Source organism: Micromonospora globbae (assembly GCF_003610785.1).
GTDB classification, from domain to species: Bacteria; Actinomycetota; Actinomycetes; order Mycobacteriales; family Micromonosporaceae; genus Micromonospora; species Micromonospora globbae.
Genome location: NZ_RAQQ01000002.1, coordinates 295,193 through 321,802, shown reverse-complemented (window position 1 = coordinate 321,802; position 26,610 = coordinate 295,193). Strand labels below are relative to the sequence as shown.

The 26,610-nt window shown below is 73.6% G+C and carries 24 protein-coding genes and 1 pseudogene; 9 read left to right on the top strand and 16 right to left on the bottom strand.

All coding sequences use genetic code 11. From position 1 onward, the window contains the following. Positions 1-122 precede the first annotated feature (122 nt). Entirely contained in the window at positions 123-851 is a 729-nt protein-coding gene (locus tag D7I43_RS03795) for an ATP-binding protein (RefSeq protein ID WP_120326947.1), read from the top strand. 103 nt (positions 852-954) lie between these two features. Continuing rightward, positions 955-2,955, top strand: coding sequence for an aa3-type cytochrome oxidase subunit I (ctaD, locus tag D7I43_RS03790; protein ID WP_120326946.1), 2,001 nt, complete (start codon positions 955-957; stop codon positions 2,953-2,955). A 142-nt stretch (positions 2,956-3,097) separates the two neighbouring features. Here the strand turns inward: ctaD and D7I43_RS03785 are convergent, their stop codons facing one another. The 4 genes from D7I43_RS03785 to D7I43_RS03770 form a co-directional block, all read right to left on the bottom strand. Beyond that, positions 3,098-4,231: a SigB/SigF/SigG family RNA polymerase sigma factor gene (locus tag D7I43_RS03785; RefSeq protein ID WP_120326945.1), complete on the bottom strand. Its 1,134-nt coding sequence runs from the start codon at positions 4,229-4,231 to the stop codon at positions 3,098-3,100. Positions 4,232-4,451: 220 nt separating this feature from the next. After that, positions 4,452-5,855: a hypothetical protein gene (locus tag D7I43_RS03780; protein ID WP_120327091.1), complete on the bottom strand. Its 1,404-nt coding sequence runs from the start codon at positions 5,853-5,855 to the stop codon at positions 4,452-4,454. A 462-nt stretch (positions 5,856-6,317) separates the two neighbouring features. Beyond that, positions 6,318-8,078, bottom strand: a complete 1,761-nt coding sequence (locus D7I43_RS03775) for a thiamine pyrophosphate-binding protein (RefSeq protein ID WP_120326944.1) — start codon at positions 8,076-8,078, stop codon at positions 6,318-6,320. After that, positions 8,071-9,195, bottom strand: a complete 1,125-nt coding sequence (locus tag D7I43_RS03770; protein WP_120326943.1) for a baeRF2 domain-containing protein — start codon at positions 9,193-9,195, stop codon at positions 8,071-8,073. The genes D7I43_RS03775 and D7I43_RS03770 overlap by 8 nt, the downstream gene beginning before the upstream one ends. Before the next feature lie 143 nt (positions 9,196-9,338). Here D7I43_RS03770 and D7I43_RS03765 point away from each other — a divergent pair, with 143 nt between their 5' ends. Then, on the top strand, positions 9,339-9,887 hold the full coding sequence (locus D7I43_RS03765) for a hypothetical protein (RefSeq protein ID WP_120326942.1): 549 nt from the start codon (positions 9,339-9,341) through the stop codon (positions 9,885-9,887). A gap of 24 nt (positions 9,888-9,911) precedes the next feature. Here D7I43_RS03765 and D7I43_RS03760 read toward each other — a convergent pair whose 3' ends face one another. From D7I43_RS03760 to D7I43_RS03720, 9 genes are all read right to left on the bottom strand, one after another. Then, positions 9,912-10,256 carry a hypothetical protein gene (locus D7I43_RS03760; protein WP_120327090.1) on the bottom strand — a complete coding sequence of 115 codons (345 nt, stop codon included), beginning with the start codon at positions 10,254-10,256 and terminating at the stop codon, positions 9,912-9,914. After that, complete coding sequence (locus D7I43_RS03755) at positions 10,228-11,013, bottom strand: ABC transporter ATP-binding protein (RefSeq protein WP_120326941.1); 786 nt, start codon at positions 11,011-11,013, stop codon at positions 10,228-10,230. Before D7I43_RS03755 ends, D7I43_RS03760 begins: the two co-directional genes overlap by 29 nt. After that, complete coding sequence (locus D7I43_RS03750; RefSeq protein WP_120327089.1) at positions 11,010-11,870, bottom strand: ABC transporter permease; 861 nt, start codon at positions 11,868-11,870, stop codon at positions 11,010-11,012. Before D7I43_RS03750 ends, D7I43_RS03755 begins: the two co-directional genes overlap by 4 nt. Before the next feature lie 10 nt (positions 11,871-11,880). Further along, positions 11,881-12,723 carry an ABC transporter permease gene (locus D7I43_RS03745; protein WP_240032792.1) on the bottom strand — a complete coding sequence of 281 codons (843 nt, stop codon included), beginning with the start codon at positions 12,721-12,723 and terminating at the stop codon, positions 11,881-11,883. Beyond that, positions 12,720-13,805: an ABC transporter substrate-binding protein gene (locus D7I43_RS03740; protein ID WP_204985152.1), complete on the bottom strand. Its 1,086-nt coding sequence runs from the start codon at positions 13,803-13,805 to the stop codon at positions 12,720-12,722. Before D7I43_RS03740 ends, D7I43_RS03745 begins: the two co-directional genes overlap by 4 nt. Positions 13,806-13,851: 46 nt before the next feature. Beyond that, positions 13,852-14,805: a sugar kinase gene (locus D7I43_RS03735; RefSeq protein WP_120326939.1), complete on the bottom strand. Its 954-nt coding sequence runs from the start codon at positions 14,803-14,805 to the stop codon at positions 13,852-13,854. 4 nt (positions 14,806-14,809) lie between these two features. Next, the gene (locus D7I43_RS03730; RefSeq protein WP_120326938.1) at positions 14,810-15,463 is read right to left on the bottom strand and encodes an RraA family protein; all 654 of its coding nucleotides are present in this window, start codon (positions 15,461-15,463) and stop codon (positions 14,810-14,812) included. Positions 15,464-15,498: 35 nt separating this feature from the next. Continuing rightward, positions 15,499-16,272 (bottom strand): SDR family NAD(P)-dependent oxidoreductase, encoded by a 774-nt coding sequence (locus D7I43_RS03725; protein ID WP_120326937.1) that lies wholly within the window; start codon positions 16,270-16,272, stop codon positions 15,499-15,501. A gap of 128 nt (positions 16,273-16,400) precedes the next feature. Continuing rightward, entirely contained in the window at positions 16,401-17,366 is a 966-nt protein-coding gene (locus tag D7I43_RS03720; RefSeq protein WP_120326936.1) for a LysR family transcriptional regulator, read from the bottom strand. 568 nt (positions 17,367-17,934) lie between these two features. Between D7I43_RS03720 and D7I43_RS34310 the strand changes: the two are divergent. The 5 genes and pseudogenes from D7I43_RS34310 to eda all read left to right on the top strand — a co-directional run. Continuing rightward, a pseudogene (locus D7I43_RS34310) lies at positions 17,935-18,414 on the top strand (mannonate dehydratase); the annotation flags it as partial. A 106-nt stretch (positions 18,415-18,520) separates the two neighbouring features. Continuing rightward, the gene (locus D7I43_RS33185) at positions 18,521-19,384 is read left to right on the top strand and encodes a mannonate dehydratase (RefSeq protein ID WP_204985151.1); all 864 of its coding nucleotides are present in this window, start codon (positions 18,521-18,523) and stop codon (positions 19,382-19,384) included. Positions 19,385-19,448: 64 nt separating this feature from the next. Then, complete coding sequence (locus tag D7I43_RS03710; protein WP_120326935.1) at positions 19,449-21,080, top strand: Hsp60 family chaperonin; 1,632 nt, start codon at positions 19,449-19,451, stop codon at positions 21,078-21,080. Between the two features lie 59 nt (positions 21,081-21,139). Then, positions 21,140-21,604, top strand: a complete 465-nt coding sequence (locus tag D7I43_RS03705; protein ID WP_120326934.1) for a 2,4'-dihydroxyacetophenone dioxygenase family protein — start codon at positions 21,140-21,142, stop codon at positions 21,602-21,604. A gap of 2 nt (positions 21,605-21,606) precedes the next feature. Beyond that, on the top strand, positions 21,607-22,266 hold the full coding sequence (gene eda, locus D7I43_RS03700; RefSeq protein WP_120326933.1) for a bifunctional 4-hydroxy-2-oxoglutarate aldolase/2-dehydro-3-deoxy-phosphogluconate aldolase: 660 nt from the start codon (positions 21,607-21,609) through the stop codon (positions 22,264-22,266). 110 nt (positions 22,267-22,376) lie between these two features. On the opposite strand, the gene D7I43_RS03695 is transcribed toward eda, so the two are convergent. Next, on the bottom strand, positions 22,377-22,724 hold the full coding sequence (locus D7I43_RS03695; protein WP_396844462.1) for a DUF3817 domain-containing protein: 348 nt from the start codon (positions 22,722-22,724) through the stop codon (positions 22,377-22,379). A 178-nt stretch (positions 22,725-22,902) separates the two neighbouring features. Between D7I43_RS03695 and D7I43_RS03690 the strand changes: the two genes are divergently transcribed. Next, positions 22,903-24,381, top strand: coding sequence for a glutamate-cysteine ligase family protein (locus D7I43_RS03690; RefSeq protein ID WP_120327087.1), 1,479 nt, complete (start codon positions 22,903-22,905; stop codon positions 24,379-24,381). Positions 24,382-24,402: 21 nt separating this feature from the next. Here D7I43_RS03690 and D7I43_RS03685 read toward each other — a convergent pair whose 3' ends face one another. Then, a complete protein-coding gene (locus tag D7I43_RS03685) occupies positions 24,403-25,347 on the bottom strand; it encodes an ion transporter (RefSeq protein ID WP_120326931.1) in 945 nt (314 codons plus the stop codon). Positions 25,348-25,432: 85 nt separating this feature from the next. Next, the gene (locus D7I43_RS03680; RefSeq protein WP_120326930.1) at positions 25,433-26,605 is read right to left on the bottom strand and encodes a zinc-dependent alcohol dehydrogenase; all 1,173 of its coding nucleotides are present in this window, start codon (positions 26,603-26,605) and stop codon (positions 25,433-25,435) included. Positions 26,606-26,610: the final 5 nt, after the last annotated feature.

The window sequence follows — 26,610 nt, the reverse complement described above, 5'->3', positions numbered from 1 at the left end:
CGGCCGCGACGCCGTCGCGCTCCGATCCCGGGAGCGCGAGGGCGGCTCGCGTGAGGCCGGTTTCGTCGGTCGGGGCGGGGGGTAGTTCCTGAGTCCCACCGACGAGACGCGAAGAGGTCCTGATGTCGAGCCGGATCACCTGCGAGGTGCGCGAGGGTTCGCCGGTCACCGTCGTCCGTCTCGACGGGACGCTCGACCTGGGCACGATGCGTGCGGTCCACCGGGCGCTGGACGCGTGCCTCACCGCGCAGCCCGACGCCCTCGTGGTGGACCTGGGCGGGGTCGCCGTCCGCGACCGCCTGGCGCTCTCGGTGTTCGCGGCGGCGGCCCGCCGCGCCGAGGAGTGGCCGGCCGTGCCCGTGGTGCTGTGCGCCCCGCCGCCGCCCGCCGCGCGGTGGCTGGCCGAGTCGACCACCTGCCGGGTGGTGCCGGTGCGGCGGGACTGCGACGAGGCGACCCGCGCGGCCCGGGCCGCGGTCGCGCCCCGGCTGGGCGCCCGCCTGGAGCCGGTGGCCGAGGCGTGCCGACGCGCGCGGGAGCTGGTCCGGGACGCCTGCGCCCGGTGGAACCTGCCGGAGGTGGCCGGGCCCGCCTCGGTGGTCCTCAGCGAGCTGGTCGCCAACGTCGTCCGGCACGCCGGCACACCGATGCAGGTGACACTGACGCTGCGGCCGCCGTACCTGCATCTCGCGGTGGTCGACGGGTGCCGCAGGTCGGTGCAGGCCCGCGCTCCCCAGCCGCGCGCCGAGGGCGGCCGCGGCCTGCTGCTCGTCCGGGAGCTGGCCCAGCGCTGGGGCAGCGCGCCCGTCGGGGACGGCAAGGCGGTCTGGGCCATGCTGCCGGTGAACTGACCGGCACCGCGAATTGAGCAGATTTACCCCTTCGGCCTGGTTTCATAGGGAGCGGGTCGGGTAGGCACGCCCGTCCCCTTGTGCCGACCATGAGGTGAGAGCCATGCCCGAGCGGGTGACGACGGAGCCAGGCCGAGATCGGGGACCGGCGATCCTGGCGCCAGCCCGCTTCGGCGGGTACCCCGGGCCGCTCCGCAAGTCCCTCCCCGGGTCCTCGCTCATCCGGTTCCTGGCCACCACCGACCACAAGCAGATCGGCATCCTCTACCTGCTGACCTCGTTCGGGTTCTTCCTCGTGGCCGGCCTGGAGGCGATGCTGATGCGCGCCGAGCTGGCCCGGCCCGGGATGCAGTTCCTGTCGCCGGAGCAGTACAACCAGCTGTTCACCTCGCACGGCGCCGTCATGCTGCTGCTGTTCGCCACCCCCGCGGCATTCGGCTTCGCGAACTTCATCGTGCCGATCCAGGTCGGCGCGCCGGACGTCTCGTTCCCCCGGCTCAACGCGCTCGCCTACTGGCTGTTCCTGTTCGGCGGCCTCATGGTGATCAGTGGCTTCGCGACGCCGAACGGCTCGGCGGACTTCGGCTGGACCGCGTACACGCCGCTGAGCGACGTGGAGCACTCCCCGGGTGTCGGCGCGAACCTGTGGGTGCTCGGGCTGGTCGTCTCCGGCCTGGGCACGATCCTCGGCGCGGTCAACATGATCACCACGATCCTGACGCTGCGCGCCCCCGGCATGACCATGTTCCGGATGCCGATCTTCACCTGGAACATGCTCTTCGTCAGCGTGCTGGTGATCCTGGTCTTCCCGCTGCTCGCCGCGGCGCTGCTGGCCCTCGCGGCCGACCGGCTGATCAACGCCCACGTCTACGACGCCGCGACCGGCGGGCCGATGCTCTGGCAGCACCTGTTCTGGTTCTTCGGCCACCCCGAGGTCTACATCATCGCGCTGCCGTTCTTCGGCATCATCACCGAGATCATCCCGGTCTTCTCCCGTAAGCCGATCTTCGGCTACACCGGTCTGGTGCTCGCCACCATGGCGATCACCTTCCTGTCGATGACCGTGTGGGCGCACCACATGTTCGCCACCGGCCAGGTGCTGCTCCCGTTCTTCAGCATCCTCAGCTACCTCATCGCCGTGCCGACCGGCGTGAAGTTCTTCAACTGGATCGGCACCATGTGGAAGGGGCAGATCACGTTCGAGACGCCGATGCTGTTCGCCATCGGCTTCCTCGTCACCTTCCTGCTCGGCGGCCTCACCGGCGTGCAGCTGGCCGCCCCGCCGGTCGACTTCCACACCCACGACACGTACTTCGTCGTCGCGCACTTCCACTACGTGCTGTTCGGCACCGTGGTGTTCGCGCTCTTCGGCGGCTTCTACTTCTGGTGGCCGAAGTTCACCGGGCGGCTCCTCGACGAGCGGCTCGGCAAGGTCCACTTCTGGACGATGTTCCTCGGCTTCCACGGCACGTTCCTCGTGCAGCACTGGCTCGGCAACGAGGGCATGCCGCGGCGGTACGCCGACTACCTGCCCACCGACGGCTTCACCACGCTGAACACCATCTCGTCCATCTCCGCGTTCGTGCTCGGCTTCTCCACGCTGTTCTTCATCTACAACGCGTGGAAGTCCTGGCGGTACGGCGCGATGGTCACGGTCGACGACCCCTGGGGCTACGGCAACTCGCTCGAGTGGGCCACCACCTGCCCGCCGCCGCTGCGCAACTTCGACCGGATGCCCCGCATCCGCTCCGAGCGGCCCGCGTTCGACGCGAAGTACGGCCCCGTCGTCGCCGACCTCGGCCGCGACCTCCCGCAGCGCACCACCCGGCCGCCGCAGGAGTTCCGCGAGGAGATGCGCCACGTCCGCAAGGTGCCCGAGTCCCCGGCCGCCGAGGGCGCGCACGGCCCGCGCGAGGCGACCGAGTACACCCCGGCGCCGCAGTCCGGCGCCCGCCCGGTCAACGTGCCGGACCCGGAGCACGTCCGCCGGCCCAGCTTCGAGGAGACCGACGAGCCCGAGGAGACCCGGTTGGGCGCCCAGCGCGCACCACAGGAGAACGACGAGTGGCGGCACCCGCGCAGCCACGGCGACCCGCCCGAGTGACGCGGCGGCACGACGGCCGCGGGGCCGGCACCCTCTCCGGGTGCCGGCCCCGCGCCGGTGTGGGTGGACGGCGCCCGCCCGCGGTCGCCGTCGACCGGCCGACGGCGGGGCCGGGCAGGCCCGGCCCCGCGTCGGTCGTGGCTCAGTCGCGGGCCGGTGCGAGGCCGGCCGCGGTGAGCGAGCGGCGCACCGCCGGCTGCACGCGGGTGAGCCGCAGGGGCACGCCCGTGCGGGCCGCCGCGTCGCGGCCGGCCACCAGCGCGGCGATCCCGCCGGCGTCGACCCCGCCGGCGCCGACGAGGTCGACCACCACCTCGCTCGGCTGGCCCGTCACGGCCTCCAGCATGGCCCGTCGCAGCTGGTCCGCGCCGTCCCGGTCGACGTCGCCGCCGACCTCGACGACCACGCGGTCGCCGTTCTGCCGTACGGAGATGCGCGGCTTGGCCGGCTCCTCGGCGGCACCGTTCTGCCAGGGCGGCGGTGTGTCGGCGAGCATCGCCTGGCGCAGCCAGGTCAACGCGCGCGACAGCAGCCGGGAGACGTGCATCTGCGAGATGCCGAAGCGGGCGGCGATCTCCGCCTGCGTCTGGTTGCCGTAGAAGCGCATGGCGAGGATGCGCCGCTCCCGCCAGGGCAGGCGGTGCAGCAGACCGCTCACGGTGACCCGGTCGTCGACGGATTCCAGCGCGTTGTCCGACTCGCCCACCAGGTCGCCGAACTCGGCCGAACTCTCCCCGCCGACCGGCGCGTTCAGCGAGGCGGGACTGTAGCCGGCGGCCGACTCGAGCGCGGCGAGGATCTCCTCCTCCGGCGTCTCCAGCCGTTCGGCCAGCTCGGCCACGGACGGCGCCCGGGACAGCTCGCTCGTGAGCGCCGCGGTGGCCTGGCCCACCTCCAGGATCAGGTCACGCAGCCGGCGGGGCACGTGCACGCCCCACGTGCGGTCGCGGAAGTGCCGCTTGATCTCGCCGACGATGGTGATCGCCGCGTACGCGGTGAACGAGCCCCGTTCCGGGTCGTACCGGTCGACGGCGTTGACCAGCCCCAGTCGGGCCACCTGCTCCAGATCCTCCAGCGGCTCACCGCGCCCCCGGTACCGGCGGGCGAGCCGGCCGGCGAACGGCAGGGCGAACCGGACGAGGTCGTCACGGGCCTCCTGCCGCCGCTCGGGTGGAAGTCCCTGGATCCGCGCCGCGTACGCCAGGGCGGCCGCGTCGAGGTCCTCCAGGCCCCGCTCGGTCGGTGGTGGTGTGCTTGTGGTGGTCTGTCCGAACATCCGCGCCTCCCTCAGGAAGGTCCCCCGCCCGGATTGGGAAACCGGTCGTGCGCGTGGTCGGGCCACGCACCGGGCCGGAAGTGGGTTACGTGACTGGGACGCCAGCGGGCGACGACACGCTGCGCAACGTGATCAGTCCATCGCAGCCAGCGATGTTCCCGCTCCGTAGGTACTCAATCACGGGATCCCGGGTTCGCGAGGATGTTTCGCTAGGCTCCCCTCAAGAGACCAGCAACCCCTGGTGGGTGCCGCTGTCGCGGAGCGCTTCCAGGGCCTCGGCAGCCGTCAGCGGGGGCGGCACCGGCAGGTCGTACGGCTGGGCGCGGAGTACCTCCGTGGCCCGGCGGGTGGGCACCGAGGTGACCGGGTAACCCCGGGCGGAGGTGCGGTCCAGGGCCCGCCGCCGGCGGCCGAACCCGGCCACCGCGAGCCACTGCGGCAGTCCGGCGAGCGCCGGCGACCGCACCCCCGGCGGCTCGGGCAGCACGTCCACCGAGCTGAACGGCTCGCTGCCGGCGAGCCACCACTCGACCCCCTCGACGCTGCGCCGGGTGGCGTTCTCGCACCAGTACGGCACCATCCCCGCGCGCACCACCTGCCACGGGTCGAGCAGCCGCCCGCACTCCACCACCAACCGGTCCCCCGTCTTCCCCGCGGCGCGCAGCCACCGCCGGTACAGGTCGGCGATTGCCGCGCTCAGCGCCTCCGGCCGCGGGAAGAGCACCCGGTGCAGGCGGCGACCGGCGCGCCCGGCCCAGTCCCGGGCGCTGAGTTCGAAACCGGACTCCACGCCGTGCTCGGCGTACCCGGAGGGCGACGAGACCTGCGGTGGCTCCCACCGGGCGGCGTCACCGCCCGCGGAGCGGAGCACCTGGCGCAGGGCGTGGCTGTCCGGGTGGAAGTCCACCGGGTCCAGCCCGCTGCCGGGGCAGCCGACCTGGAAGCTGTGCCCCTGCCCGGGGTCCACCACCGGCCAGGTCCGCGCGTCCCGCAGCAGCAGCACCGGGGCGCCGGGGGCCAGCCGGTCGGTGAGGAACCGCCGGTACGCGGCCGGCAGGGACCGCCAGCGGGCCGCGAGCAGCACGGTGGCCCCGGCCAGCGCGCCTCGGCTCGCCGGGCAGTGCACCTGGCGTACGTGCAGGTCGTCGTTGCCGGCGAGCAGCCGCGCGGCGAGTCCGGCCCCGTGCTCCAGGGCGGCGCCGGGTCGGTCCACCCCGCCCTGCGCCCAGTGGGCGGTCATCTCGAAGCCGGCGGGCAGCCAGGGCACCCCGAGGGCGACGGCGAGGTGCGCGGCGGCGCCGTGCGGCGAGCCGAGCACCGCGCCCGCGTAGCTGCGGCGCGGGTACTGGTCGACGAACCAGCGCGCCACCCGCTCCGCGTCCACCTCGGCGACCTGCGCGGGTGTGAGCGCGACGCGGCCCGCCGCCCGCGTCGCCGCCGCCCGGCGGACCGGGTCCGGCGCGCCGGGGAACCGGGACACCGGCCCCGGATGTCCCAGATCGGCGCAGTCCATGCCGCGCAGCGCGCGGGCCGTGGCGGCGACCAGGATGCGGGCGGTACTGCCGGCCGCCACGACCCGGTCGCCGGCCAGCCCGGCGTCGGCCGCCACGAGCCCCTCGCGCATCTTGCGCACCGGCCCCACCTTGCCTCGTTCGCTCACCACGCGGCCCGGCTTCCCGTCCGGATGGGGTTCAAACGGGCCCTCCCCCACCTGTCGGGACCATTCCGCTGATGGGGGACGCTTCGCCGGTCCCGGACGGTTGACGCGGTCCGGGGACGGGTCGCCCACGGCGACCGGACCACGCGACGACGACCAACCCCGCCGATGAGGCCGGTTCTGCCGGGCGTCCCCCAGACGGGAGCGCGGCTCGGGGACGCGCGCGCCACGACGCCGGTGGTCGCGCGGGGCGGGGCGTCCCCGGTGGTGGCGGACGCGCCCCACGACGAGCGCCGGGCACGACGAGGCCCGGCCCGCACGCGCGGGACGACGCACCTCGGCGGCACCGGGGCCGTCCGGGTCACCCGGGCCCGGGTGCCGCCGGCGTCGACACGCCAGAGCCGCGTGGACGACGGGCTCGGCCGACCGCTAGACCAGGTCCTCCGCGGCCACGGAGAGCTGCCGGTCGACCTGCTCACGGACCCGACGGGCGGCGTCGCCGTCGGCGAACACGCCACGCAGGTCGGCGAAGGCCGGCTCCGGGGGCGACAGCGGGACCCGGGCGTCGACCACCGCCTCCACGACGCACGGCCGGTCCGCGGCCAGGGCCTCGTCCCAGGCGGCGCCGACCAGCTCCGGGCGGTCCACGCGTACGCCGTGCAGCCCGAGCAGCCGGGCCCAGCCGGCGTACGGCACGTCCGGGCGCCGCCGTGCGGGATCGTGCACCGGCTGCCGTCCGCCGCCCGTGCCCGACTGGTCGCGGTTGTTGAGCACGAGCACCACGAGCCTCGGGTCGCGCCACCGCGACCAGTGGTTCGCCACGGTGATCAGCTCGGCGAGGCCGTTGAGCTGCATGGCGCCGTCGCCGACGAGCGCGAGCACCGGCTCGTCCGGCGCGGCCAGCTTCGCGGCGACCGCGTACGGCAGGGCGCAGCCCATCGAGCCGAGCGTGCCGCACAGCTGCGCGTTCACACCGGGCGGCAGCTCCAGGTGGCGGGCGTACCAGTAGATGACCGAGCCGACGTCGACCGCCACCGAGCCGGTGCGCGGCATCCGCGTGGAGAGTTCCTGAAGCACGAGCCGTGGGTTCACCGGCTCGGCGGGGGCGGCGGCCTGGTCGGCCAGCTCGCGCCGCCACCGGTCCACCGAGTTCTCGACCGTGGCCCGCCACCGCGGGTTGGGCCGGTCCGGCAGCCGGGACAGCAGCGCGCGCAGCGTCTCGGCGGCGTCACCGACGAGCGGGACGTCCACCGGGTAGCGGCTGCCGATCCGGCGGCCGTCGATGTCGATCTGCACGGTCCGCACCTGACCGGGCATCGGCAGGTAGCCCGTCCACGGGTTGTTGGTGCCGACGAGCAGCAGCCGGTCGCAGCCGCCCATCAGCTCCGCGGCGGCCCGCGTGCCGACCTCGCCGAGGACGCCGGCGTGGAACGGCAGCCGCTCGTCGAGCACGGGCTTGCCCAGGAGCGAGCTGGCCACACCGGCGCCGAGACGGTCGGCGAGCGCGAGGACCTCGTCCGCCGCGTCCCGGGCGCCCTGGCCGACGACGACGGCCACGCGCGAGCCGGTCTCCAGCAGCTGCGCGGCGGCCGCCAGGTCCACCTCGTGCGGCAGTACGCGCGCCAGCGGCTCGCCGGGCGTCGCGGTGATCACCCCGGCGGCGTGCGACTGGAGGTCGGGCACGGCCGCCTCCTGCACGGCCCGGGGCAGCACGACGCAGACCGGGCTGCGGGTGGCCGCGGCGGTCCGGAACGCCTGGTCGAGCAGGGTCGGCACCTGGCCGGCGCTGCGGGCGTAGTGGACGAACTGGTTGCACACGTCGGCGAAGAGCCGGCTCAGGCCGATCTCCTGGTGCGCGCCGCCCAGCGGCCCGGCGACGTCCTCGCCGACGATGGCGACCACCGGCTTGCTGTCCAGCTTGGCGTCGTAGAGGCCGTTGAGCAGCTGCACCGCGCTCGGTCCCTGGGTGGCCAGGCAGACCCCCATCTCGCCGGTGAACTTCGCGTGCCCGGTGGCCATGAAGGAGGCGGTCTCCTCGTGCCGCGCGGGAACGAACTCCGGGTCGCCGCCGGCGCGGTCCAGCGCCGCGACGACCGGTGCGATGGCCTCGCCGGGGTAGCCGAACGCCCGCGGCACCCGCCAGGCGCGCAGCCGCTCGACCACCAGGTCGGCGGCGGTCCGCTCAGCCATTGCCCCGCCCCGGGGTGCTCGGGTCGACGTACCGCAGCACGGCGCCGACGCCGTCGGTCAGCTCCGGCGCCTCGTCGGGGCCGAGCACGGTAAGCTCCGCGTCGGTGCCGACCAGCGCCCGCACCAGCGCCGCGTCGGCGCGCACCCGCTGCGGGTCGTCGACCGACATGGCGCTCAGCTGCCCCGGGTCGACCGCGATCTCGGTGGGCTCGGGCCCGATCCAGAGTTCCCCGTTGGCGGAGGGGTCGTCCACGATCAGCATGTTCTCGACCTGGTTGCGCTGCAACGCGGAGACCACCGCGTCCAGGCCGGCGCCGACGTCCTCCTGCATGCCGAAGCGGTCCAGGGCGGCGGTGATGCGCTGGTCGGCCACCTCGGCGATGGTCTGCACCGTGAGGTCGTCCAGGAGGGTCTGGTCGGCGCCGCCCGCGCGGGAGCCGGCGTCGGTGCGGACCACGAGGTCCTGCCAGCGCGGCGGCATCTGCGCGGCGATCATGCCGGTGGCGCGTACGTCGCCGGCCACCACCACGACGTCCGCGCCGACCCGCTCGGCCAGCTCGACGGTCGCGGCGGTGACGTCGCCGGCGTTGTGGTGCCAGGCCTCCATGGCCGCGCGCTGGTAACGGGACTGCGACCAGCCGCCGGGCTGCACCCGCCGCAGCTGGTGCTCCTCGCGCCCGACCACGCTGGCCCGCCGCGGCACGCCGCCGGCGCTGACCGCCATGGCGTCGGCGCCGGTGCGGTCGGCCAGGACGCGCACCCAGGCGACCTGCTCGCCGCGCTGGGCGAGCAGCGGCATCACGTGCGGCAGCGGCGCGTACGAGGCGAGGTCGCGCAGCGGCGGCGCGGAGAGGAACTCGGTGAGCACCACCCGCCCGCGGGTGGCGAAGACGGCGAGACCGTAGTCCCCCGGCATCGGGTCGTGCCCGCGCACCACCCGGTCGAGTGCGGCGACGGTCGGCTCGTCCGCGCCCTGGTCGGTGAGTTGGCCCTGCAGTGCGCGCCAGCGCAGGTCGAGGGCCGGGTGGGCGTCGTGCGTGTCGGCCGACGCGTCCAGGTACACCGAGCACCACGGCCCGGGGCGGTCGTAGAGCGGGCGCAGGAAGGACAGCTGCATGCTCGACCCCTTTCCAGCTCGGCCCTGCGCTTACCCGTGCCGTCCCGGATGTCACCTGACCGGTCGTGAGCGCATGACCAGGTTTCATTCACGCCGTTCAACCCGACACGCCGATACCATGAGTGAACCGATCAGGACTCTCGGTGGTGACCATGGACAGCGGACTCGATACCCGGCGGATCGCCCATCCCACCGAACGGATCCTCACGGGCCGGGTCGTCCGGCTCCTGGAGGGGTACACGCGGGAGCTGCCGGTCAGTCAGCCGGTGCTGGTGGTGGTGCTGGCCGCGGCGGGCGTGGGCGCGCTGCTGCGCCTGCTGGCGCGCGCGATCCTGCCCGGCTCCGGCGGTGGCGGTCGCCGGAGCTGGAAACAGCTGCGCAAGGGCCCGGAGTACCTCGTCACCCCGCTGCGGCTGCGCGACGGCGCCGGCCGGCTCTGCGAGGTCGAGCTGCACGGGCACCTGCCGCAGAGCGCGCTGCACCCCGCCGACCACGTCCAGCTGACCCTGCGTCCGCAACGCGACCCGGAGCTGCCGCCACGGATCGAGCGGATCGTCAACCTCACGACCGGCCAGTTGCTGACCCCGCGGACCGCGACGCTCTGGACGCACCTCGGCCCGCCGCTGCTGCTCCAGGCCGTCGTCGGGCTGCTGGTCGCGCTGGGCGTCGCCCTCTGGTCCGCGCTGCGGTGACCGCCCGCGCGGCGGACGGCACCGTCAGCGCGCGGGGACGATCCGCTCGATCCAGTACTCCCTCGCCAGCGCGTCCACACCGGCGTCGGACACCGACCGCAGCCGGACCGTGTTGCCGTCGGTGCCGGCGATCCGGCCGTGCTTCTGCAGCTCCAGGATGTGGTAGCGCTCGGGGGCGAAACCGAGTTCGACGGACACCGTGAACCGTCCCCGCGCGTCGCGCCGCTCGCCGACACCCTCGGCGACCTTGCCGGACGCCTGGATCGCCAGCCACGCCTGGTAGGCCAGCACGAGGACCAGGACGACGACGACCCGGCGGAGGGTGCGGGCCCGCCACGCCCTACGCAGCGGTGAGCTCCGGTCCCTCACGGTCACCCCCCTCCGACAGCAGCGCCGTGATGTGGTTGGCGATCTCGCGGAACTCCGGAAGCGCCGTGGTGCCCTGCCAGTCGCGCGGCCGGGGCAGGTCGACGGTCACGATCTCCCGGACCCGGCTCGGCCGGCGGGAGAGCACGACCACCCGGTCGGAGAGGAACACGGCCTCGTCGATGTCGTGGGTGACGAAGAAGACCGTCGGCCGGCGCAGCTCGAACACCCGGGTGAGGTCCTCCTGGAGCTTGCGCCGGGTCTGCGCGTCGATGCTCGCGAAGGGCTCGTCCATGAGCATGACCGCCGGTTCGTTGGCGAGCACCCGCGCGACGCCGAGCCGCTGCCGCATACCGCCGGACAGCTCGTGCGGATACCGGTTCTCGAAGCCCGCCAGCCCCACCAGCTCCAGGTGCTCCAGCGCGATCTCCCGGCGCCGGGCGGCGGGAATCCCCTTCATCCGCAGGCCGAAGGCCGCGGTCTTCCAGGGGAACAGGGCGTGGTTCTGGAAGACGACGCCCCGGTCGGGCCCGGGACCGTCGACCACCCGGCCGCCGACCTTCACCGTGCCGGCCGTCTGCTCCACGAACCCCGCGATGATGTTGAGGACCGTCGTCTTGCCGCAGCCGCTGGGGCCGAGGATCGAGACGAACTCCCCCTCCTCGACGGTGAAGGTCACCTCGCCGATCGCGGTCACCCGGTCACCGCTGTAGCTGTCGACGTACTCCTTGGCGAGCCCACTGATCTCGAGCGCGGTCACCTGCCGGCCTCCACTTGTCGCACCATTCCCCAACGCTCCACGGTGGCCCGTTCGAACGGAGCCAGGACGAGGGCGTCCATCGCGTACCACAGGACGCCGAGAACGATCATGCCCAGGAACACCTCCGAGACGTCGCCGACGCGGCGGGCGTCGAACATCATGAAGCCGACGCCGCTGGTCCCGACGATGATCTCGGCGGCGATCAGGGCGCGCCAGCCGTAGCCCAGGCCCGTGCGGATGCCGCCGGCCACCGCCGGCAGCGCACCGGGCACGATGACCTCCACGAAGACCCGGAACCGGCCGGCGCCGAGGCTGCGCGCGGCGCGGACCAGCTCCTGCGGGACCTGCTCCACCCCGGACACCACGGCCAGGACGAGCGGGAAGACGATCGTGTAGACGATCACGAACGTCACCGCGGTCAGGCTGAAGCCGAACCACACGATCACGATGGGCAGCCAGGCGATGTCGGCGATGGCCTGGAAGAAGAGCAGCAACGGCCACGTGAGCCGCCGCGCCCAGGCCGACATCGCCACGAGGAAGCCCATCGGCAGGCCGATGAGCAGCCCGAACCCGATCCCGTACGCGAGCCGGGTGAGCGAGTCCGACAGGTAGCCGGGCAGCACCCCCTTGCGCATGAGGTCGAGGAACTCGGTCAGCACGGCGTCCGGGCCGACGAAGAACGCGGCCGGGAAGACCTCCAGCTCCGCGGCGAGCCACCACAGCACGACGATCGGCACGAACGGGCCGAGCGTGCGGACCGCCCCGGTCCGGGTGACGCGTCGCAGCCAGACGGCGAGCCGACGGCGGGGAGTCCGCGTCGCGGCCCGGTCCAGCGCGCCGTCGGTGGGTGCCACCATGTCCGCCACCTCAGCTCACCACCGACTTCATGCCCCACCGCTCGACCGTGCGCCGCTCCAACGGCGACAGGACGAGCCGGTCCATGAGGAGCCAGAGCACCCCGATGATCGCCATGGAGGCGATGACCACGTCGGTGTCGAAGCTCTTCTGGGCCAGGAACAACGCGTATCCGAGACCGGCGCTGCTGGCGATGATCTCGGCGGCGACCAGGCCGCGCCAGCCGTACCCGAGGCCGATCCGCAGGCCGGTCACGACGCTGGGCAGGGCGCCCGGGAGCAGCACCTCCCAGAACATCCGCAGCCGCCCGGTGCCCATCGACCGCGCTGCCCGGATCAGCTCGATCGGGATCTGCTGCACGCCGAGCAGCGCGTTGTAGGTGAGGGCGAAGAACATGGCGTTCCACACGATGAAGATCACGGCCTGGTCGCTGTAGCCGAGCCAGAGCGTGGCGATCGGGATCCAGGCGATGCCGGCCAGGGAGACCGAGAACCGCAGCAGCGGGGTGAAGAAGGCGGCCAGTTTGGGGCTCGCGCCGAGTGCGATGCCGAACGGCAGCGCCGTCGCCACGGCGAGCAGGGCGCCGACGCCGACGCGCCGCAGGCTGGCGCCGAGGTGCCGCAGGAGGTCGCCGCTGGCCCACATGTCGGCGATGGCCGATCCGACGTCGGTCACCTGCGGGAAGATCCGCATCGGTGTGCCCGTGGCCGCGACCACGACCGCCCAGACGACCAGGAGGAGGGCGAAGGGCAGCAGGAACCAGAACGCTGAGGCCAGGCGGCCGCGCGGGCCGCGGCTCGCGGGGGCGGCGGTGCGCCCCCGCAAGCCCGGGCCGGCCGTCCGGCCGAGTGTCACGGACAAGCCTTCACCGCCTCGTCACGGTTGAAGGTGTACCCGGCACCGATCGCCGCCGCCTCCGGGACGGCCGGAAGGTCGTCGAAGAGCGCCGGCTCGGCCGACATGATGCCGAGGATCGGCTCGGGCGCGAAGTACCTGCTCACGTCGAAGCCGGGCTGCACCACCTCCTGCTCGGCGAGGAGCCGGCTGATCGTGTCGAGCGCCAGGTAGTTGCACGCGCTGAAGCGGGGGTCGAGCTGCTTGGTGTTGTACTGCATCGCCTTCCTGGCCACCTCCGGCTTGGTGCCGGGCAGCCACCGGGTCGCCGACTCCCCGGCCTCGTCCGGGTTCTTGCGCATCCACTGGTCCACCGCCGCCCGGGCGGTGAGGAACTTCTCGACGACCTCGGGGTTTCCGTCGACGAACTGGCGGGTGGCGACGATGTACCCGACGAACGGGATGTGGCCGCCGCCGCGCAGGATCTCCCGCGCGCCCTGCACCTGCTCGGTGACGACGATCGGCCACGGGTCCCAGATGACCGCCGCGTCCACGCCGCCGGTCTGCAGGGCGACGCCCATGTCCGGCGGCGCGGTGTTGACGATCTTCACGTCGTTCGTCGACAGGCCCACCGAGTCGAGCAGGCCCAGCAGGTAGAGGTGGTTGATCGAGGCCACCGACACGCCGATCCGCTTGCCGCGCAGCGTCTTCAGGTCGGCCGGGTCGATCTCGGCGCCGGGCGCGGCCACGACCGCCATCGTCTCGTCGATGCTGCGCTGGCTCGCCGAACCGGTGTAGTTGCCCAGCAGCACGAGGTCGATGCCCTTCTGGGCGGCGGCGATGAGGGGCGTGCCGACCTGGATGATGTCGACGGTGCCGGCCTGCAACGCGTTGAGGGCGTCGACGCCGGTCGGGAACGGCTGGGCGAGCTCGACGTCGAGCCCCTCCTCCTCGAAGTAGCCGCCCTCCAGGCCGACCGGCAGCCCGATCTGGTCGATGGCCGACACGTAGCCGGCACGGACCTTGGTGAGCGCCGCCCCGCCGGCGCCGTCGTCGTCGTCGACCGTGGAGCCACCGCCGCAGGCGGCGGCCAGCAGGACCACCGCTGTGCCGACGGCGGCGAGTCGCAGACGTCTCGCAACGGCATGGTTATCGCCTCCGCTGGTGAATCGTGATCGGGTCCTTCCGCAGGGCGGAGCGGATCGCCGCGTCCCGCGGTATCGGGTGGACGGCGCCGTCGCCCTGGGTGGTGAGGGCGCCGGCGACCGCGGCGTAGCGGGCGGCGTCGGACGGCGTGGCCCCCTGGACCAGCCGGGCGACGAACGCCCCGTCGAACGCGTCACCGGCCCCGGTGCTGTCCACCGGGACCACCGGGTGCGGCGGGATCTCGCTGACGTGGCCGTCGTCCCAGAGCAGGACGCCCCGGTCGCCCATCTTCAACGCCACGATGCGCGGGCCGCGCGCGGCGAACCACGCGAGGACGGCCTCGGGGTCGTCCAGCTCGGTGAGCTGCCGCCCCTCCTCCACGTTGGGCAGTGCCACGTCGCACAGCTCGACGCTGCGGGTCACGACGGCCCGGGCCCGGTCCAGCGGCCACAGTGCCGGCCGGTGGTTCGGGTCGTAGGTGACCAGCGTCTGGTGGCGGCGGGCCAGCCGCATGGCGTGGAAGGCGGCGTCGCAGGCCGACACACTGATCGCCTGGGTGATCCCCGAGACGTGCAGGGCCCGGGCCCGGGCGACCGCGTCGCCCGGCACGTCGGCGGGGCTCAGCCGGCTGGCCGGCGAGCCGGCGCGGTAGTACGTGAAGGAGCTGTGCGCGGCGTCGCGTGAGATGAAGTAGATGCCGGTCCGGCCGCCGGGCTCGCGGACGACGTGCGCGGTGTCCACGCCCTCGGCCTGCCACAGTCGCAGCAGCGCCGTGCCGAAGCCGTCGTCGCCGATGCGGGTGATGTAGCCGGTGGCGGCGCCGCACCGGCTGGCCGAGATGAGGACGTTGGAGGTGTCGCCGCCGTACCCCACGGCGAAGGTCCGCGCCGCCTCCAACGGGCGGTCGTCGCCGGCGGTGAACTCCAGCAGCGGCTCGCCGAGGGCGAGGATGTCCACGGCCTCAGACCCGGTTGTGCTTGGCGAGGCCGGTGAGCAGGGACCCCGACTCGTGGATCAGCTGCGTCTGCTCGCGCTCGGCCTTCTCGATGCCCTGCGCGATCTCGAGGATCTCGACGATCCGGTCGGCCGGCACCCGCACCACGCCGTCGCTGTCGGCGACGATCAGGTCCCCCGGCGACACCACGACACCACCGAGTTCGACCGGCTCGTTGAGGCTCACCGTCCGGTAGCGGCCGACCGTCGTCGAGGGGACGCCGCCCCGCGCGTAGATCGCCAGCTGGGGGTAGTCGCGCCGGATCTCCTCGATGTCGCGCACCCGGGCGTCCAGCACGGCGCCGGCGATCCCGTTCACCACCGCGCCGGCGGCCATCAGCCCGCCGAACACGGCGACGTCCGCGCCGCCGGCGGCGATGCACAGGACACTGCCGGCCGGCGACTCGTCGATCGCCCGCAGCGCGAGGGTCGGCGGCTCGGCCCAGTCGCACGGCTCCTCGAGCACGGTCACCGCCGGACCGACCAGCTTGCCGGGCAGGACCGGGCCGATGGCACCGGTCAGGTACCCGCGCTCACCGGTCTTCTCCACGGCGTCGGCCACCGAGGCGGTCGCCAGGCCGCGGTAGGCCTCGACGATGTCGTGCGTCGGTACGGAAGTCACGTGCTCCCGCTCCTTTCGAGGTTGTCGGCGAAGCGTCAACGGCAGAGCCAGCCGCCGTCGACGACGAGGATGTGTCCGTGGACGTAGTCCGCGGCCGCGGACGCGAGGAAGACGGCCGGCCCGACGATGTCCTGCGGCGTGGCCCACCGGCCCGCCGGGATGCCGACGGTGATCTCGGCCCGGCGTTCCCGGTCCTCGCGCAGCCCTTCGGTGACGGCGGTCTCGACGTAGCCGGGCGCGATGGCGTTGACGTTCACACCCCGGCCGGCCCACTCGTTGGCGAGGGCCCGGGTGAGGCCGGCGATCGCGTGCTTGCTCGCGGCGTAGGACGGGACGAAGACGCCGCCCTGGAAGCTCAGCACCGAGGCGATGTTGATGATCTTCCCGCCGTCGCGGGCGAGCATGCGGCGGCCGGCCGCGCGGGCGAGGTGGAACGCCGCGTGGGTGTTGACCTCGATGACGTCGTACCAGTCGTGGTCGGGGAACGTCTCGCTGGGCGCGCGGCGGATGACACCCGCGTTGTTCACCAGGACGTCCACCTCGTGCTCGTCGAGGAGGGCCTCGACGAACCCGGCGCGGCCGGCCACGTCGGCCAGGTCGAACCGGACACAGGTGGCCGTCGCGCCGTGCGCCCGCACCGCCTCCGCCACCTCGTCGAGGTTGTCCCGCTCGGAGAGCAGCACGAGGTCGGCGCCGGCCGCCGCGTACGCGACGGCGATGGCCCGGCCGATGCCGCTTCCGGCTCCGGTCACGAGGGCCCGCCGTCCGGTGAGGAGGAAGGTCGGAGACGGTTCCTGTGGCGTACGCACCGTGTCCTCCCTCCCCGTCGAGCCGTTCCGGCGGTTGCGTGCGGATGACACTAGGCGAGTTGTTGCAGGGCGTTAACAACGGAAACGGAATGGACCTATCCGCACAACGGATGCACCGAGGTGGCACGTCAGCGCGCCATCGCGGGGGCCTCCGGCACCGCGCCGGGGGGCTGCGTGCCGGGCGGCCGGGGCGCCTGCACGATGCGTTCGAGCAGGCTGCGGGCGGCCGGGTTCATGGGCCGCGACATGTCCCGGTAGACGGCGACCCGGCGACCGCAGTCGCCCTCGATCCGGCGGATCCGCACCCCCTCGGTGTCGGCGATGCGTACGGCCAGCCAGTTCGTGACGCCGACGCCGAGCCCCGCCCGGATCATCTCGACGAGGGTCTGCGGCTGGTTGGTCGCCTGCACCGGTTCCAGCTCGCGGCTGTGCTCCCGGAAGAGCCGGTAGACCTCGAATTCCGAGGACTGGGCGTCGTCGAGGCGTCCGATGGAGACCAGCGGGTACGTCGCCACGTCGGCGACGGCCAACGGTTCCGGGAGCTCGGACAGCGGGTGGTCGATCGGGTGCAGCACCACCAGCGGCTCCCGCCACAGAGGATGGCCGACGACCGACGGGGTCGTCGGGGGCGGTGACATCGGACGCAGGCAGACGTCCACCTCGCCCGTCGTGAGGGCGTGGTCGAGTTCCAGGGTCGCGCGCTCGATGAGCACCACCTTGACGTCCGGGACGGTCCGGGCGAACTCGCGCAGCAGCGCCGGAACGAACGCCGCACTGGCGCTCGGGTAGCAGCCGAGTGTGACGACCCCACGCGCGCCGCCCCGCCAGGGCGCCATCGCCGCCTCGGCGGCCTCCAGTTCGCGCAGGACGGCGCGTGCGTGCACGGCGAGGACGGCGCCCGCCTCGGTCAGCTCGACGGGCCGCTTGCGGCGGTCGAACAGGGGCAGCCCCACCTCCCGTTCCAGCGCCGCCACGTGCATGCTCACCCGCGGCTGCGACCGGTGCGTGGCCTCCGCGGCGGCCACGAAGCTCCCGGTGTCCACCACGCCGAGAAACGAGACGAACCACTCCAGCCGGGTATCCGTCCTGAGCACCGAGAACCCCCTGCCGCCAGGCACGCCGCCGATCGGTGGGTGTGCGTCACCGGATCAGCGTCGACAACGAGTAATCAAGGATGCGGATGGCATCATTCGTAACTCGTTCTTAACAACCGACGAGGGCCGAGGCTAGCGTCTGCCAACACGAACCCGGGTTCTTCGTTACTGCGTTGTTATGGGGACCGTCGATCCCTTCACGGTTGGTCCTGCTGTGTCGACTGTGTCCATTCGACCTCGCCGGGAGGCGCCGTGGCACGAGATCCGACATCCTGAGCGCGCGGTGTCCCCGCAGGTGGCGGGCCACCGACCCGGCGGGGCGGGCCACGCCCGAAATCGGCAGGGCGCGCCCGGTCGACACATTTCCGCCCACCCGGACGAGCCGAAAGCCCCACCCTCACCGGGCGCCGGCGGCGATTTCGCACGCCCAATCGCGGCGCCGCCACATCGTCCTACCGCAGTGCCGGAAAACGCATCACGGCGCGGTAACAGACAGTTTCGGCCGTGTCGGCGTCGATTACGCACCCCCGCACCGCCACCCGTACCGACGAACGAGAGGTAGCGCATCATGGCGCAATCCCGCCGGGACGTCCTGAGGCAGGGCGCATCGCTGGCGGCCGTGTCGGCCGCCGGTCTGACCATCGCGGGCAGCGGCGGGCCGGCCGCCGCCGAGGCGAGCGAGGCGGGTACGGCCGGGTCGAGCGGCCTGCCGTACCCGTACCTGAAGTGGCCCGAGCAGGTGAAGGAGAGCGCGAACACGCCGCGGCTGTGCCAGTGGTTCTCGCGCAACCCGAGCCAGGCGACGGTCCGCCGCTGGCGCCAGGCCGGTGTCACCGGCGCCCTCATCACCAACCCGCCGCCCCTGCCCTGGACGGCGGCCACGCTCATCGCCGACCGGCAGCGGCTGGAGGCGGCCGGGCTGCACATCACCGCCTACCTCATCAACATCACCGACAGCATCGTGCGCGGGCAGGAGGGCCGCGACCAGCAGATCGAGTACATCAGGCAGTCGCTGGTCGCCGCCGGTCAGGCCGGCATCCGCGTGGTCGAGTACAAACTTCTACGTCCACCGGCTCACCGAGGGCTACTACGAGCTGATCGACGACGAGGACCGGCTCGGCGCCGGCTACACGGCCTTCGACTACCACCGCGAGGTGGACGGCGTCCCGGTGAAGGACCTGCCGCCACGCCCGGGCACCCCCCTGCTGACGTACGAGCAGATCTGGGACAACTACAAGTACTTCCTCGACCGGGTGGTGCCCGTCGCCGAGGCGGCCGGCGTCCGGCTGGCCGTGCACCCCAACGACCCGCCCGCCGTCATCAGCCGGGGCAACCCGCAGGTGCTCGCGTCGGTGGCCGACTGGAAGCGCCTCATCGACACGTACGACAGCCCGGCCAACGGGCTGACCGTCCACGCCGGGGTGACGCCCGAGGTGGGCCACGACGCCGTCGAGTTCCTGCGCTACGTGGGCGCCAAGGATCGCGTGAACCACATCCACTACCGCAACGTCACGGTGGACAAGCCGCGGGAGCGGTACGCGGAGGTGTTCCCCGACAACGGCGAGACCGACATGTTCGCCTTCATGCGGGAGCTGGTCCGGCAGGGCTACGACCGCGGGGTGCTCGCCGAACACCCCCGCGCGCTGGACTTCGACCGGGAGAACGGCTCCATCGGCGGCCAGTACGCCGGGGTCGGCGGCGGCGGGCACGGCGGGGAGCTCTACGACACCGGCTACGCCCGCGCCATGCTCCAGGCCGCGCTGATCATGGAGCGGGGGCGCAGGCCGGTGCTCGACGACGCCGAGGCGCTGGTGAACCGCTTCTACGCGGCCGGGGCGGTCAAGCTCGCCGACCGTGCGCGGATGCGGGCCAGCCTCGAGGCGGCCGACCGGCTGGCCGAGCAGAGCGAGGCGGCCATCGACCGGTTCGCCGACGTGGCCGAGGGGGTCGATGACGCGGAGGCCCGCGCGTCGCTGACGTCGATGGCCGCGTACCTCAAGGCGCAGCTGCCCACCTGAGCCGCGACGGGAGCCGGAGGCGCCCGCGCACCCCCGCTCCCCCGACCGGAAGGACGCGCCCGCCATGCCCGAGATCCTGTTCGCGGAGTCCGCACGTCGCCGGCTCCGGGCGGGTGTCGACGCGCTCGCCGAGGCCGCCGCGGTGACCCTCGGCCCGCGCGGCCGGACGGTCGTGCTGGCCCGCCCCGCCGGCCCGCCCCGGGTGACCTCCGACGGCGCCGAGGTCGCCGCCGCCCTGACCCTCGACGACCCGTACGCCGACCTGGGGCGGCGGCTGGTCCGGGCGGCCGCCGAGGTCACGCGGCGGGAGGCCGGCGGGGGCGGCACCACGGCGGTCGTCCTCGTCCAGGCGATGGCCCGGCACGGTCTGCGGGCGGTCGCCGCCGGCGCCTCCCCCGTCGCGGTCCGGCGCGGCATGGACGCCGCCGTCGACGCGGTCCGCGCGCACCTGCGCCGCGAGGCGCGGCCCGTCGCCGGCTTCGCCGACCTCGCCGCCGTCGCCACCACCGCCGCCGGCGACCGGGAGGTGGGCGAGCTGGTGGCCGCCGCGTGGGAGAAGGTGGGACCGGACGGCGTGGTGACCGTCGAGGAGTGGGACGCGACCGGCACGGAGGCGGACCTGCTCGACGGGATGCGGCTGCCCGGGGGCTACCTGAGCCCGTACATGGTCACCGACCCGCAGCGGACGGTCGCCGTCCTCGACGACCCGTACGTCCTGGCGCACGACGGCCGCATCGGCGCGGTCGCCGAGTTCCTGCCGCTGCTGCGGCAGGTGGTGGCGACCGGACGTCCCCTGCTCGTCATCGCCGAGGACGTGGTCGACGACGCCCTGGCCACGCTGCTGCTGAACAACGTGGAGGACTCGTTCCGCAGCGTCGCCGTGCGGGCGACCGAGCTGGGCGAGACCCGCCGGGAGACGTTGCGGGACGTGGCCGCCCTCACCGGCGGTGAGCTGGTCACGCCCGAGGCGGGTCTGCGGCTGGCCGACGTGGGGCTCGGGATGCTCGGCGAGGCCCGCCGCGTCGTCGTCACCCGTACCGACACCACCATCGTCGGCGGCGCCGGGACCGAGGCGGCGCGGCACCGGCGGGTCGCCGGGATCCGCGCCCAGCTGGCCGCCGCCACCTCCGACTGGGAGCGGGAGCGGCACCGGCTGCGGATCGCCCGGCTGTCCGGAGGGGTCTGCGTCCTGCGCGTCGGTGGCCACACCGAGGTGGAGCGGCGGGCGCGCGGGCAGCGGGTGGCGGAGGCCCTGGCCGCCGCCCGCGGGGCGGCCCGCGACGGCGTGGTGGCCGGCGGCGGCAGCGCCCTGGTGAAGGCCCGCGCGGTCCTCGCCGCGCTGCCGGCCTCCGGTGACGAGCGCGCGGGCGTGGAGGTGGTCCGCCACGCGCTCGGCGAACCGCTGCGCCGGATCGCGGCGAACGGCGGCGCGGACGGGGCCTCGGTGGCCGAGCGCGTCGCGGACCTGCCCGGGCACGTCGGGTACGACGCGCGCACGGGCGACTACCGGGACCTGCTGGGTGAGGGCGTCGGCGACCCCGTCGGCGTGGTGCTGCGCGCCCTGGAGGCCGCGGCGTCGGTGACCGGGATGCTGCTCACCACCGAGGCGGCGGTGACCGGCACGGTGAGCAGCCGCGTCGTCGACTTCCACGTGGGGCACCGGCACGGCGAGGACGGCCACCACCACCCGCACTGACCGGCGGGCCCGAGGGGTCGCCGCCCGCCACACGTCCGGCACCACCGTCAAGGAGGATCATGGAGAACGTCCAGCCCGTCTCGGACTCGCTGGTCCGGGCCCGGGACCTGCCCTGGATCCCGCAGGGGTCCGCCAACGTCTGGTTCAAGCCGTTGCGGATCAACCTGCGCGCCGGAAGCTGGGTCAACCTGCTCAAGGTCGCCCGCAGCGGCGTCGTCAACCGGCACCGCCACCTGTCCGAGGTCGAGGGCTGGGTCGTGCAGGGCCGCTGGCACTACCTGGAGCACGACTGGCAGGCCGAACCCGGCGCGTACGTCTACGAGCCGCCGGGCGACGTCCACACGCTGGTCGCCGACGTCACCGACGCGGAGCCGATGCTGACGCTGTTCGCCATCCACGGCCCGATCGAGTACGTGACGGAGACCGGCGACCTCGCGTACGTCGAGACGGCGGAGACGAAGCTCAAACGGTACGAGGACCACTGCCGGGAACACGGCATCCCGCTGCAACCGATCGTGTTCTGACGATGGACGCGCCCACTACGATCCGCTCCGCGGCCGACCTCGTCCGGCTCGGTCCGGTCATCCCGGTCGTCGTCCTGGACGACGCCGCGGACGCCGTACCGCTGGCCCGGGCGCTGCTGCGCGGCGGCGTGCGGACCATGGAGATCACCCTGCGCACCCCCGCCGCGCTGCCCGCGCTGCGGGAGGTCGCCACGCGGGTGCCGGAGATGGTGGTCGGCGCCGGCACGGTGCTGACCGCCGCGCAGGTGGACGAGGCCGCGGCGGCCGGCGCCCGGTTCCTCGTGAGCCCCGGCGCGACCGCCCGGCTCACCCGGGCCGCCCTGGACACCGGCCTGCCGTACCTGCCCGGGGCCGGCACCGTCGGCGAGATGATGGCCCTGGCCGAGGCCGGCCTCACCACGGTCAAGTTCTTCCCCGCGGCGGCCGCCGGCGGCCCCGCCTACCTGGCGGCGCTGTCCCAGCCGCTGCCCGACCTGACGTTCTGCCCCACCGGCGGCGTCAGCGCCGACACCGCCCCGCGATGGCTCGCGCTGCCCAACGTCGCGTGCGTGGGCGGCTCCTGGCTGACCCCGGCCGCGGCGGTCCGATCGCGGGACGAGGCGACGCTGACGGCGCTGGCCCGCAGGGCCGCGGCGCTCGGGTCGGACGGCGGCAGCGGCTGAGGCGAGGTCCGCGCGCGGACCGGCCGAGCCGCGCGCCGGCGGTCAGCGTGCTCCCCGGCCGGGATGGGCGGCCAGCCCGCCGACGGCCGGGGTGAGGTCGTGCGGCGGCGTCAGCGCACCGCCGCCGGCTCCGGCCGCGCCGGGGCGGGCGCGGCGCCGAGCATCCCCCGGCGGTGGGCCCAGCGCTCGTACGCGAGCGTCGCGAACGGGGGCACGGCGCAGGCGAGGGCCACCCCGGTGGCCAGCAGGCTCCACCGGTGCCGGCGGGCGACGAGGAGGACGAGCAGCAGGTACGCGACGAACAGCCCGCCGTGGATCGGCCCGAAGACCTTCACACCCAGCTCGTTCCCGGGCGGGCCGTACTTGACCGCCATCCCCACCAGCAGGCCGAGCCAGGAACACGCCTCGGCGATCGCCGCTCCGATGAAGAGCCGCGTCACCGTGTCTCGCTTCGCCACCGCCACCACCTCTCGGCGGGCCATGCTAGCGGTGGTGGCGTTCCGGACCGGGCACGACCGGCCGGACGCGACAGGGATCACCCGGGCCGGGGATGGGTACGGAGAAGTGCTCGTGGTCTTCCCCCGCCCGCCGTTCGCGTGCGAGGTTAGGAGGACCGGCGGTGACTGGGTGGTGACCATGGGCGAAGAAGTCGGCGTGCGGAGCTTCAGCCGGGAGGACCGGGCGCGGTACCGCGACAAGGTCCGCCGCTGCCTGGACGTCTTCGCCGAGATGCTGCGGGAGTCCCGCTTCGACGTCGACCGCCCGATGACCGGGCTGGAGATCGAGCTGAACCTCGTCGACGACGACGCGCAGCCGACCATGCGCAACGCCGACGTGCTGGCGGCCGTCGCCGACCCGCACTTCCAGACCGAGCTCGGCCAGTTCAACGTCGAGATCAACGTCCCGCCGCGACGCCTGTCGGGCACCGGCACCGCCGAGTTCGAGGAGCACGTGCGGGCCAGCCTGAACGCCGCCGAGGAGAAGGCCCGGACGGTCGGCGCCCACATGGTCATGATCGGCATCCTGCCGACCCTGCGTCCCGACCACCTCACCGCCCGGACGCTCTCGGCCAACCCCCGCTACGAGCTGCTCAACGAGCAGATCTTCGCCACCCGCGGCGAGGATCTGCGGATCGCCATCAACGGCGTGGAGCGGCTGGCGGTCACGGCCGACACCATCACCCCGGAGGCGGCCTGCACCAGCACGCAGTTCCATCTCCAGGTCAGCCCGCCGCAGTTCGCCGACTACTGGAACGCCGCCCAGGTCGTGGCCGGCGTCCAGGTGGCGGTCGGCGCCAACTCGCCGCTCTTCTTCGGGCGGGAGCTGTGGCGGGAGACGCGGATCCCGCTGTTCCAGCAGGCCACCGACACCCGGCCCGAGGAGATCAAGGCGCAGGGCGTACGTCCCCGGGTGTGGTTCGGCGAACGCTGGATCACGAGCGTGTTCGACCTGTTCGAGGAGAACGTGCGCTACTTCCCGGCGCTGCTGCCGGTCTGCGATCCGGAGGACCCGGCCGAGGCGCTGGCGGCCGGCGGCGTGCCGAAGCTCGCCGAGCTGCGGCTGCACAACGGCACGATCTACCGGTGGAACCGGCCGGTGTACGACGTGCTGCGCGGCCGGCCGCACCTGCGCGTCGAGAACCGGGTGCTGCCCGCCGGGCCGACCGTCGTCGACACGGTCGCCAACGGCGCCTTCTACTTCGGGCTGGTGCGGGCTTTGGCCGAGGCGGACCGGCCGCTGTGGTCGCAGATGTCGTTCAGCGCCGCCGAGGAGAACTTCACGAGCTGCGCCCGGTACGGCATCGAGGCGCAGGTGTTCTGGCCGGGCCTGGGCTACCTGCCGGTGACCGAGCTGGTGCTGCGCCGGCTGCTGCCGCTGGCCCACCACGGCCTCGACCGGTGGGGTGTGGACCCGCGGGAGCGGGACCGGCTGCTCGGCATCGTCGAGCAGCGCTGCCTGACCGGGCGCAACGGGGCGACCTGGCAGGTGGAGACGCTGCACCGGCTGGAGTCCGCCGACCACCTGGACCGGCCGGCGGCCCTGCGCGAGGTGGTGCGCCACTACGTCGACCTCATGCACAGCAACCGGCCCGTGCACGAGTGGCCGCTGCCCTGACCGGTCGGCCCGCGTCGCCCGTCAGCCGGCCGACGGCCGGCCCGTCCCCTGCCGGGCGTGCCCGTCCTCGCGGTCGATGCGCAGTTCCCGCTCCAGCTCCGCGACGACGGCCCGCAGGTCGTCCAGCCGTTGGGTCAGCGCGATGCGGTCCACCTCGTCGGGTACGCCGTCGCCGTCCTCGTCGTACCCGGGCGCCAGGCGCTCGGTCATCTCCAGACGCCGGGCCTCCTCCATGGAGTTCACGATGACCGCGATGAGGATGTTGAGCAGCAGGTTGACGGTGATGACCACGTAGCTGACGTAGTAGAGCAGCGTCCACGGGGACACGGCCATGCCCTGCTCGATCAGGTCGGGCAGGGTCTCCAGGGACAGCAGCACGAACAGGGTCAGCAGGGAGCGGCCGATGTCGCCGTACTGCTCCGGGTACGTGTCGGCGAAGATCAGCCAGCCGACCATGCCGTAGACGTACAGCGTCACCACGGCCAGCGCGAGGAACCCGGCGACGCCGGGGAGGCTGCGCAGCAGTGCCGCCACGATCGTGCGCAGCCCCGGGGAGAAGCGCACGAGGCGCAGCACCCGGGCCACGCGCAGCACCCGCAGCAGCGCCGGGTCGCCGTGCAGGCCGGGCACGAAGATCGCCAGCGTGACGAGGAAGTCGAAGATGTTCCAGCCGTGCCGGAAGAAGTCCTGCGGGCGGCGTCCGTAGGCGAGCAGCCGGATGGCGATCTCGGTGACGAACGCGACCCGGAACGCGAGTTCCAACCAGCGCAGCACCGGCCCGGCCGTGCCGAGGTGCGGGAACGTCTCGACGCCGAGCACGACCCCGTTGGCCACGATGAGGACGACGATGGCGACCTCGAACGGCCGGGACCGCACGGCCCGGGCGCAGCGGTCGGACAGCGTCGGCCGGCCGGACGTGGACGCGCCGGTCCCCCGCCGCGGCCGGGGCACGGGGGTGCCGCTCACCGGCCGATCGGCTCCGCCACCAGCGTCCCGACACGGCGATCATGGGTGGTGGCGCGCATGGCGACAGCCTAGCGAGCCCCGGCGGTCAGACCGAGAGCAGCACCTTGGAGCACTCGTCCTGCTTCTTCTGGAAGATCTTGTAACCCTTCGGCGCGTCCTTGAGCGGCATCCGGTGGCTCACGATGAAGCTGGGGTCGATCTCCCCGCGCTGGATGCGCTCCAGCAGCGGCCGGGTGTAGCGCTGCACGTGGCACTGCCCGGCGCGCATGATCAGCGACCGGTTCATGAAGGCGCCCATCGGGAACTTGTCGACCATCCCCCCGTACGCGCCCACCACCGAGACCACGCCGCCGCTGCGGCAGGCCAGGATCGCCTGCCGCAGCGCGAAGGGGCGCTCGGTCTCCGCGCGGACCGCCTGCTTGGCCCGGTCGTACGCGTAGATGGCCGCGTTGCCGTGGTGCCCCTCCAGGCCGACGGCGTCGACGCAGGCGTCCGGGCCCCGTCCCGCGGTCAGTTCGTTGAGCGCGTCGAGCACGTCGGTGTCCTCGTAGTTGATGGTCTCGGCGCCCACGTGCTCGCGCGCGAGCCGCAACCGGTACGGGTACCGGTCGATGACGAACACCCGCTCGGCGCCGAGCAGACGCGCGCTGGCCGCCGCGAGCAGGCCCACGGGTCCCGCGCCCCAGATCGCGACGACGTGCCCGGGCTTGATGTCGCACATCTCCGCGCCCATGTAGCCGGTGGGGAGGACGTCGGCGAGCATCACCGCCTGGTCGTCGGGCACCTCGTCGGGCACCTTCACCGGGCCGACGTCGGCGAACGGCACGCGGGCGTACTCGGCCTGGCCGCCGGCGTACCCCCCGAGCAGGTGGGAGTAGCCGAAGATGCCGGCCGGCGAGTGACCCATGATCTTCTCGGCGACGCCCGCGTTGGGGTTGGAGTTCTCGCAGACGGAGAAGAGGCCGCGCTGGCAGGAGTTGCAGTGCCCGCAGGCGATCGGGAACGGGACCACCACCCGGTCGCCGGGGCGCAGGTTGCGCACCTGGGGGCCCACCTCGACGACCTCGCCCATGAACTCGTGCCCGAGGATGTCGCCCTTGCGCATGGCGGGGATGTAGCCGTGGTAGAGGTGCAGGTCGGAGCCGCAGATCGCGGTCGTCGTGATCCGTACGATCGCGTCGCGCGGATTCATGATCGACGGCTCCGGCACGTCGATGACCTTGACCTTGTCCTTGCCCATCCAGGCGGTGGCCTTCATCGTTC

What these genes read in the sequence shown, in the direction of transcription:
- D7I43_RS03795 (WP_120326947.1), top strand. Translation starts at nt 123, where the DNA reads ATGTCGAGCCGGATCACCTGCGAGGTGCGCGAGGGTTCGCCGGTCACC.
- ctaD (WP_120326946.1), top strand. Translation starts at nt 955, where the DNA reads ATGCCCGAGCGGGTGACGACGGAGCCAGGCCGAGATCGGGGACCGGCG.
- D7I43_RS03785 (WP_120326945.1), bottom strand. Translation starts at nt 4,231, where the DNA reads ATGTTCGGACAGACCACCACAAGCACACCACCACCGACCGAGCGGGGC.
- D7I43_RS03780 (WP_120327091.1), bottom strand. Translation starts at nt 5,855, where the DNA reads ATGCGCGAGGGGCTCGTGGCGGCCGACGCCGGGCTGGCCGGCGACCGG.
- D7I43_RS03775 (WP_120326944.1), bottom strand. Translation starts at nt 8,078, where the DNA reads ATGGCTGAGCGGACCGCCGCCGACCTGGTGGTCGAGCGGCTGCGCGCC.
- D7I43_RS03770 (WP_120326943.1), bottom strand. Translation starts at nt 9,195, where the DNA reads ATGCAGCTGTCCTTCCTGCGCCCGCTCTACGACCGCCCCGGGCCGTGG.
- D7I43_RS03750 (WP_120327089.1), bottom strand. Translation starts at nt 11,870, where the DNA reads ATGGTGGCACCCACCGACGGCGCGCTGGACCGGGCCGCGACGCGGACT.
- D7I43_RS03710 (WP_120326935.1), top strand. Translation starts at nt 19,449, where the DNA reads ATGCCCGAGATCCTGTTCGCGGAGTCCGCACGTCGCCGGCTCCGGGCG.
- D7I43_RS03705 (WP_120326934.1), top strand. Translation starts at nt 21,140, where the DNA reads ATGGAGAACGTCCAGCCCGTCTCGGACTCGCTGGTCCGGGCCCGGGAC.
- eda (WP_120326933.1), top strand. Translation starts at nt 21,607, where the DNA reads ATGGACGCGCCCACTACGATCCGCTCCGCGGCCGACCTCGTCCGGCTC.
- D7I43_RS03690 (WP_120327087.1), top strand. Translation starts at nt 22,903, where the DNA reads ATGGGCGAAGAAGTCGGCGTGCGGAGCTTCAGCCGGGAGGACCGGGCG.
- D7I43_RS03680 (WP_120326930.1), bottom strand. Translation starts at nt 26,605, where the DNA reads ATGAAGGCCACCGCCTGGATGGGCAAGGACAAGGTCAAGGTCATCGAC.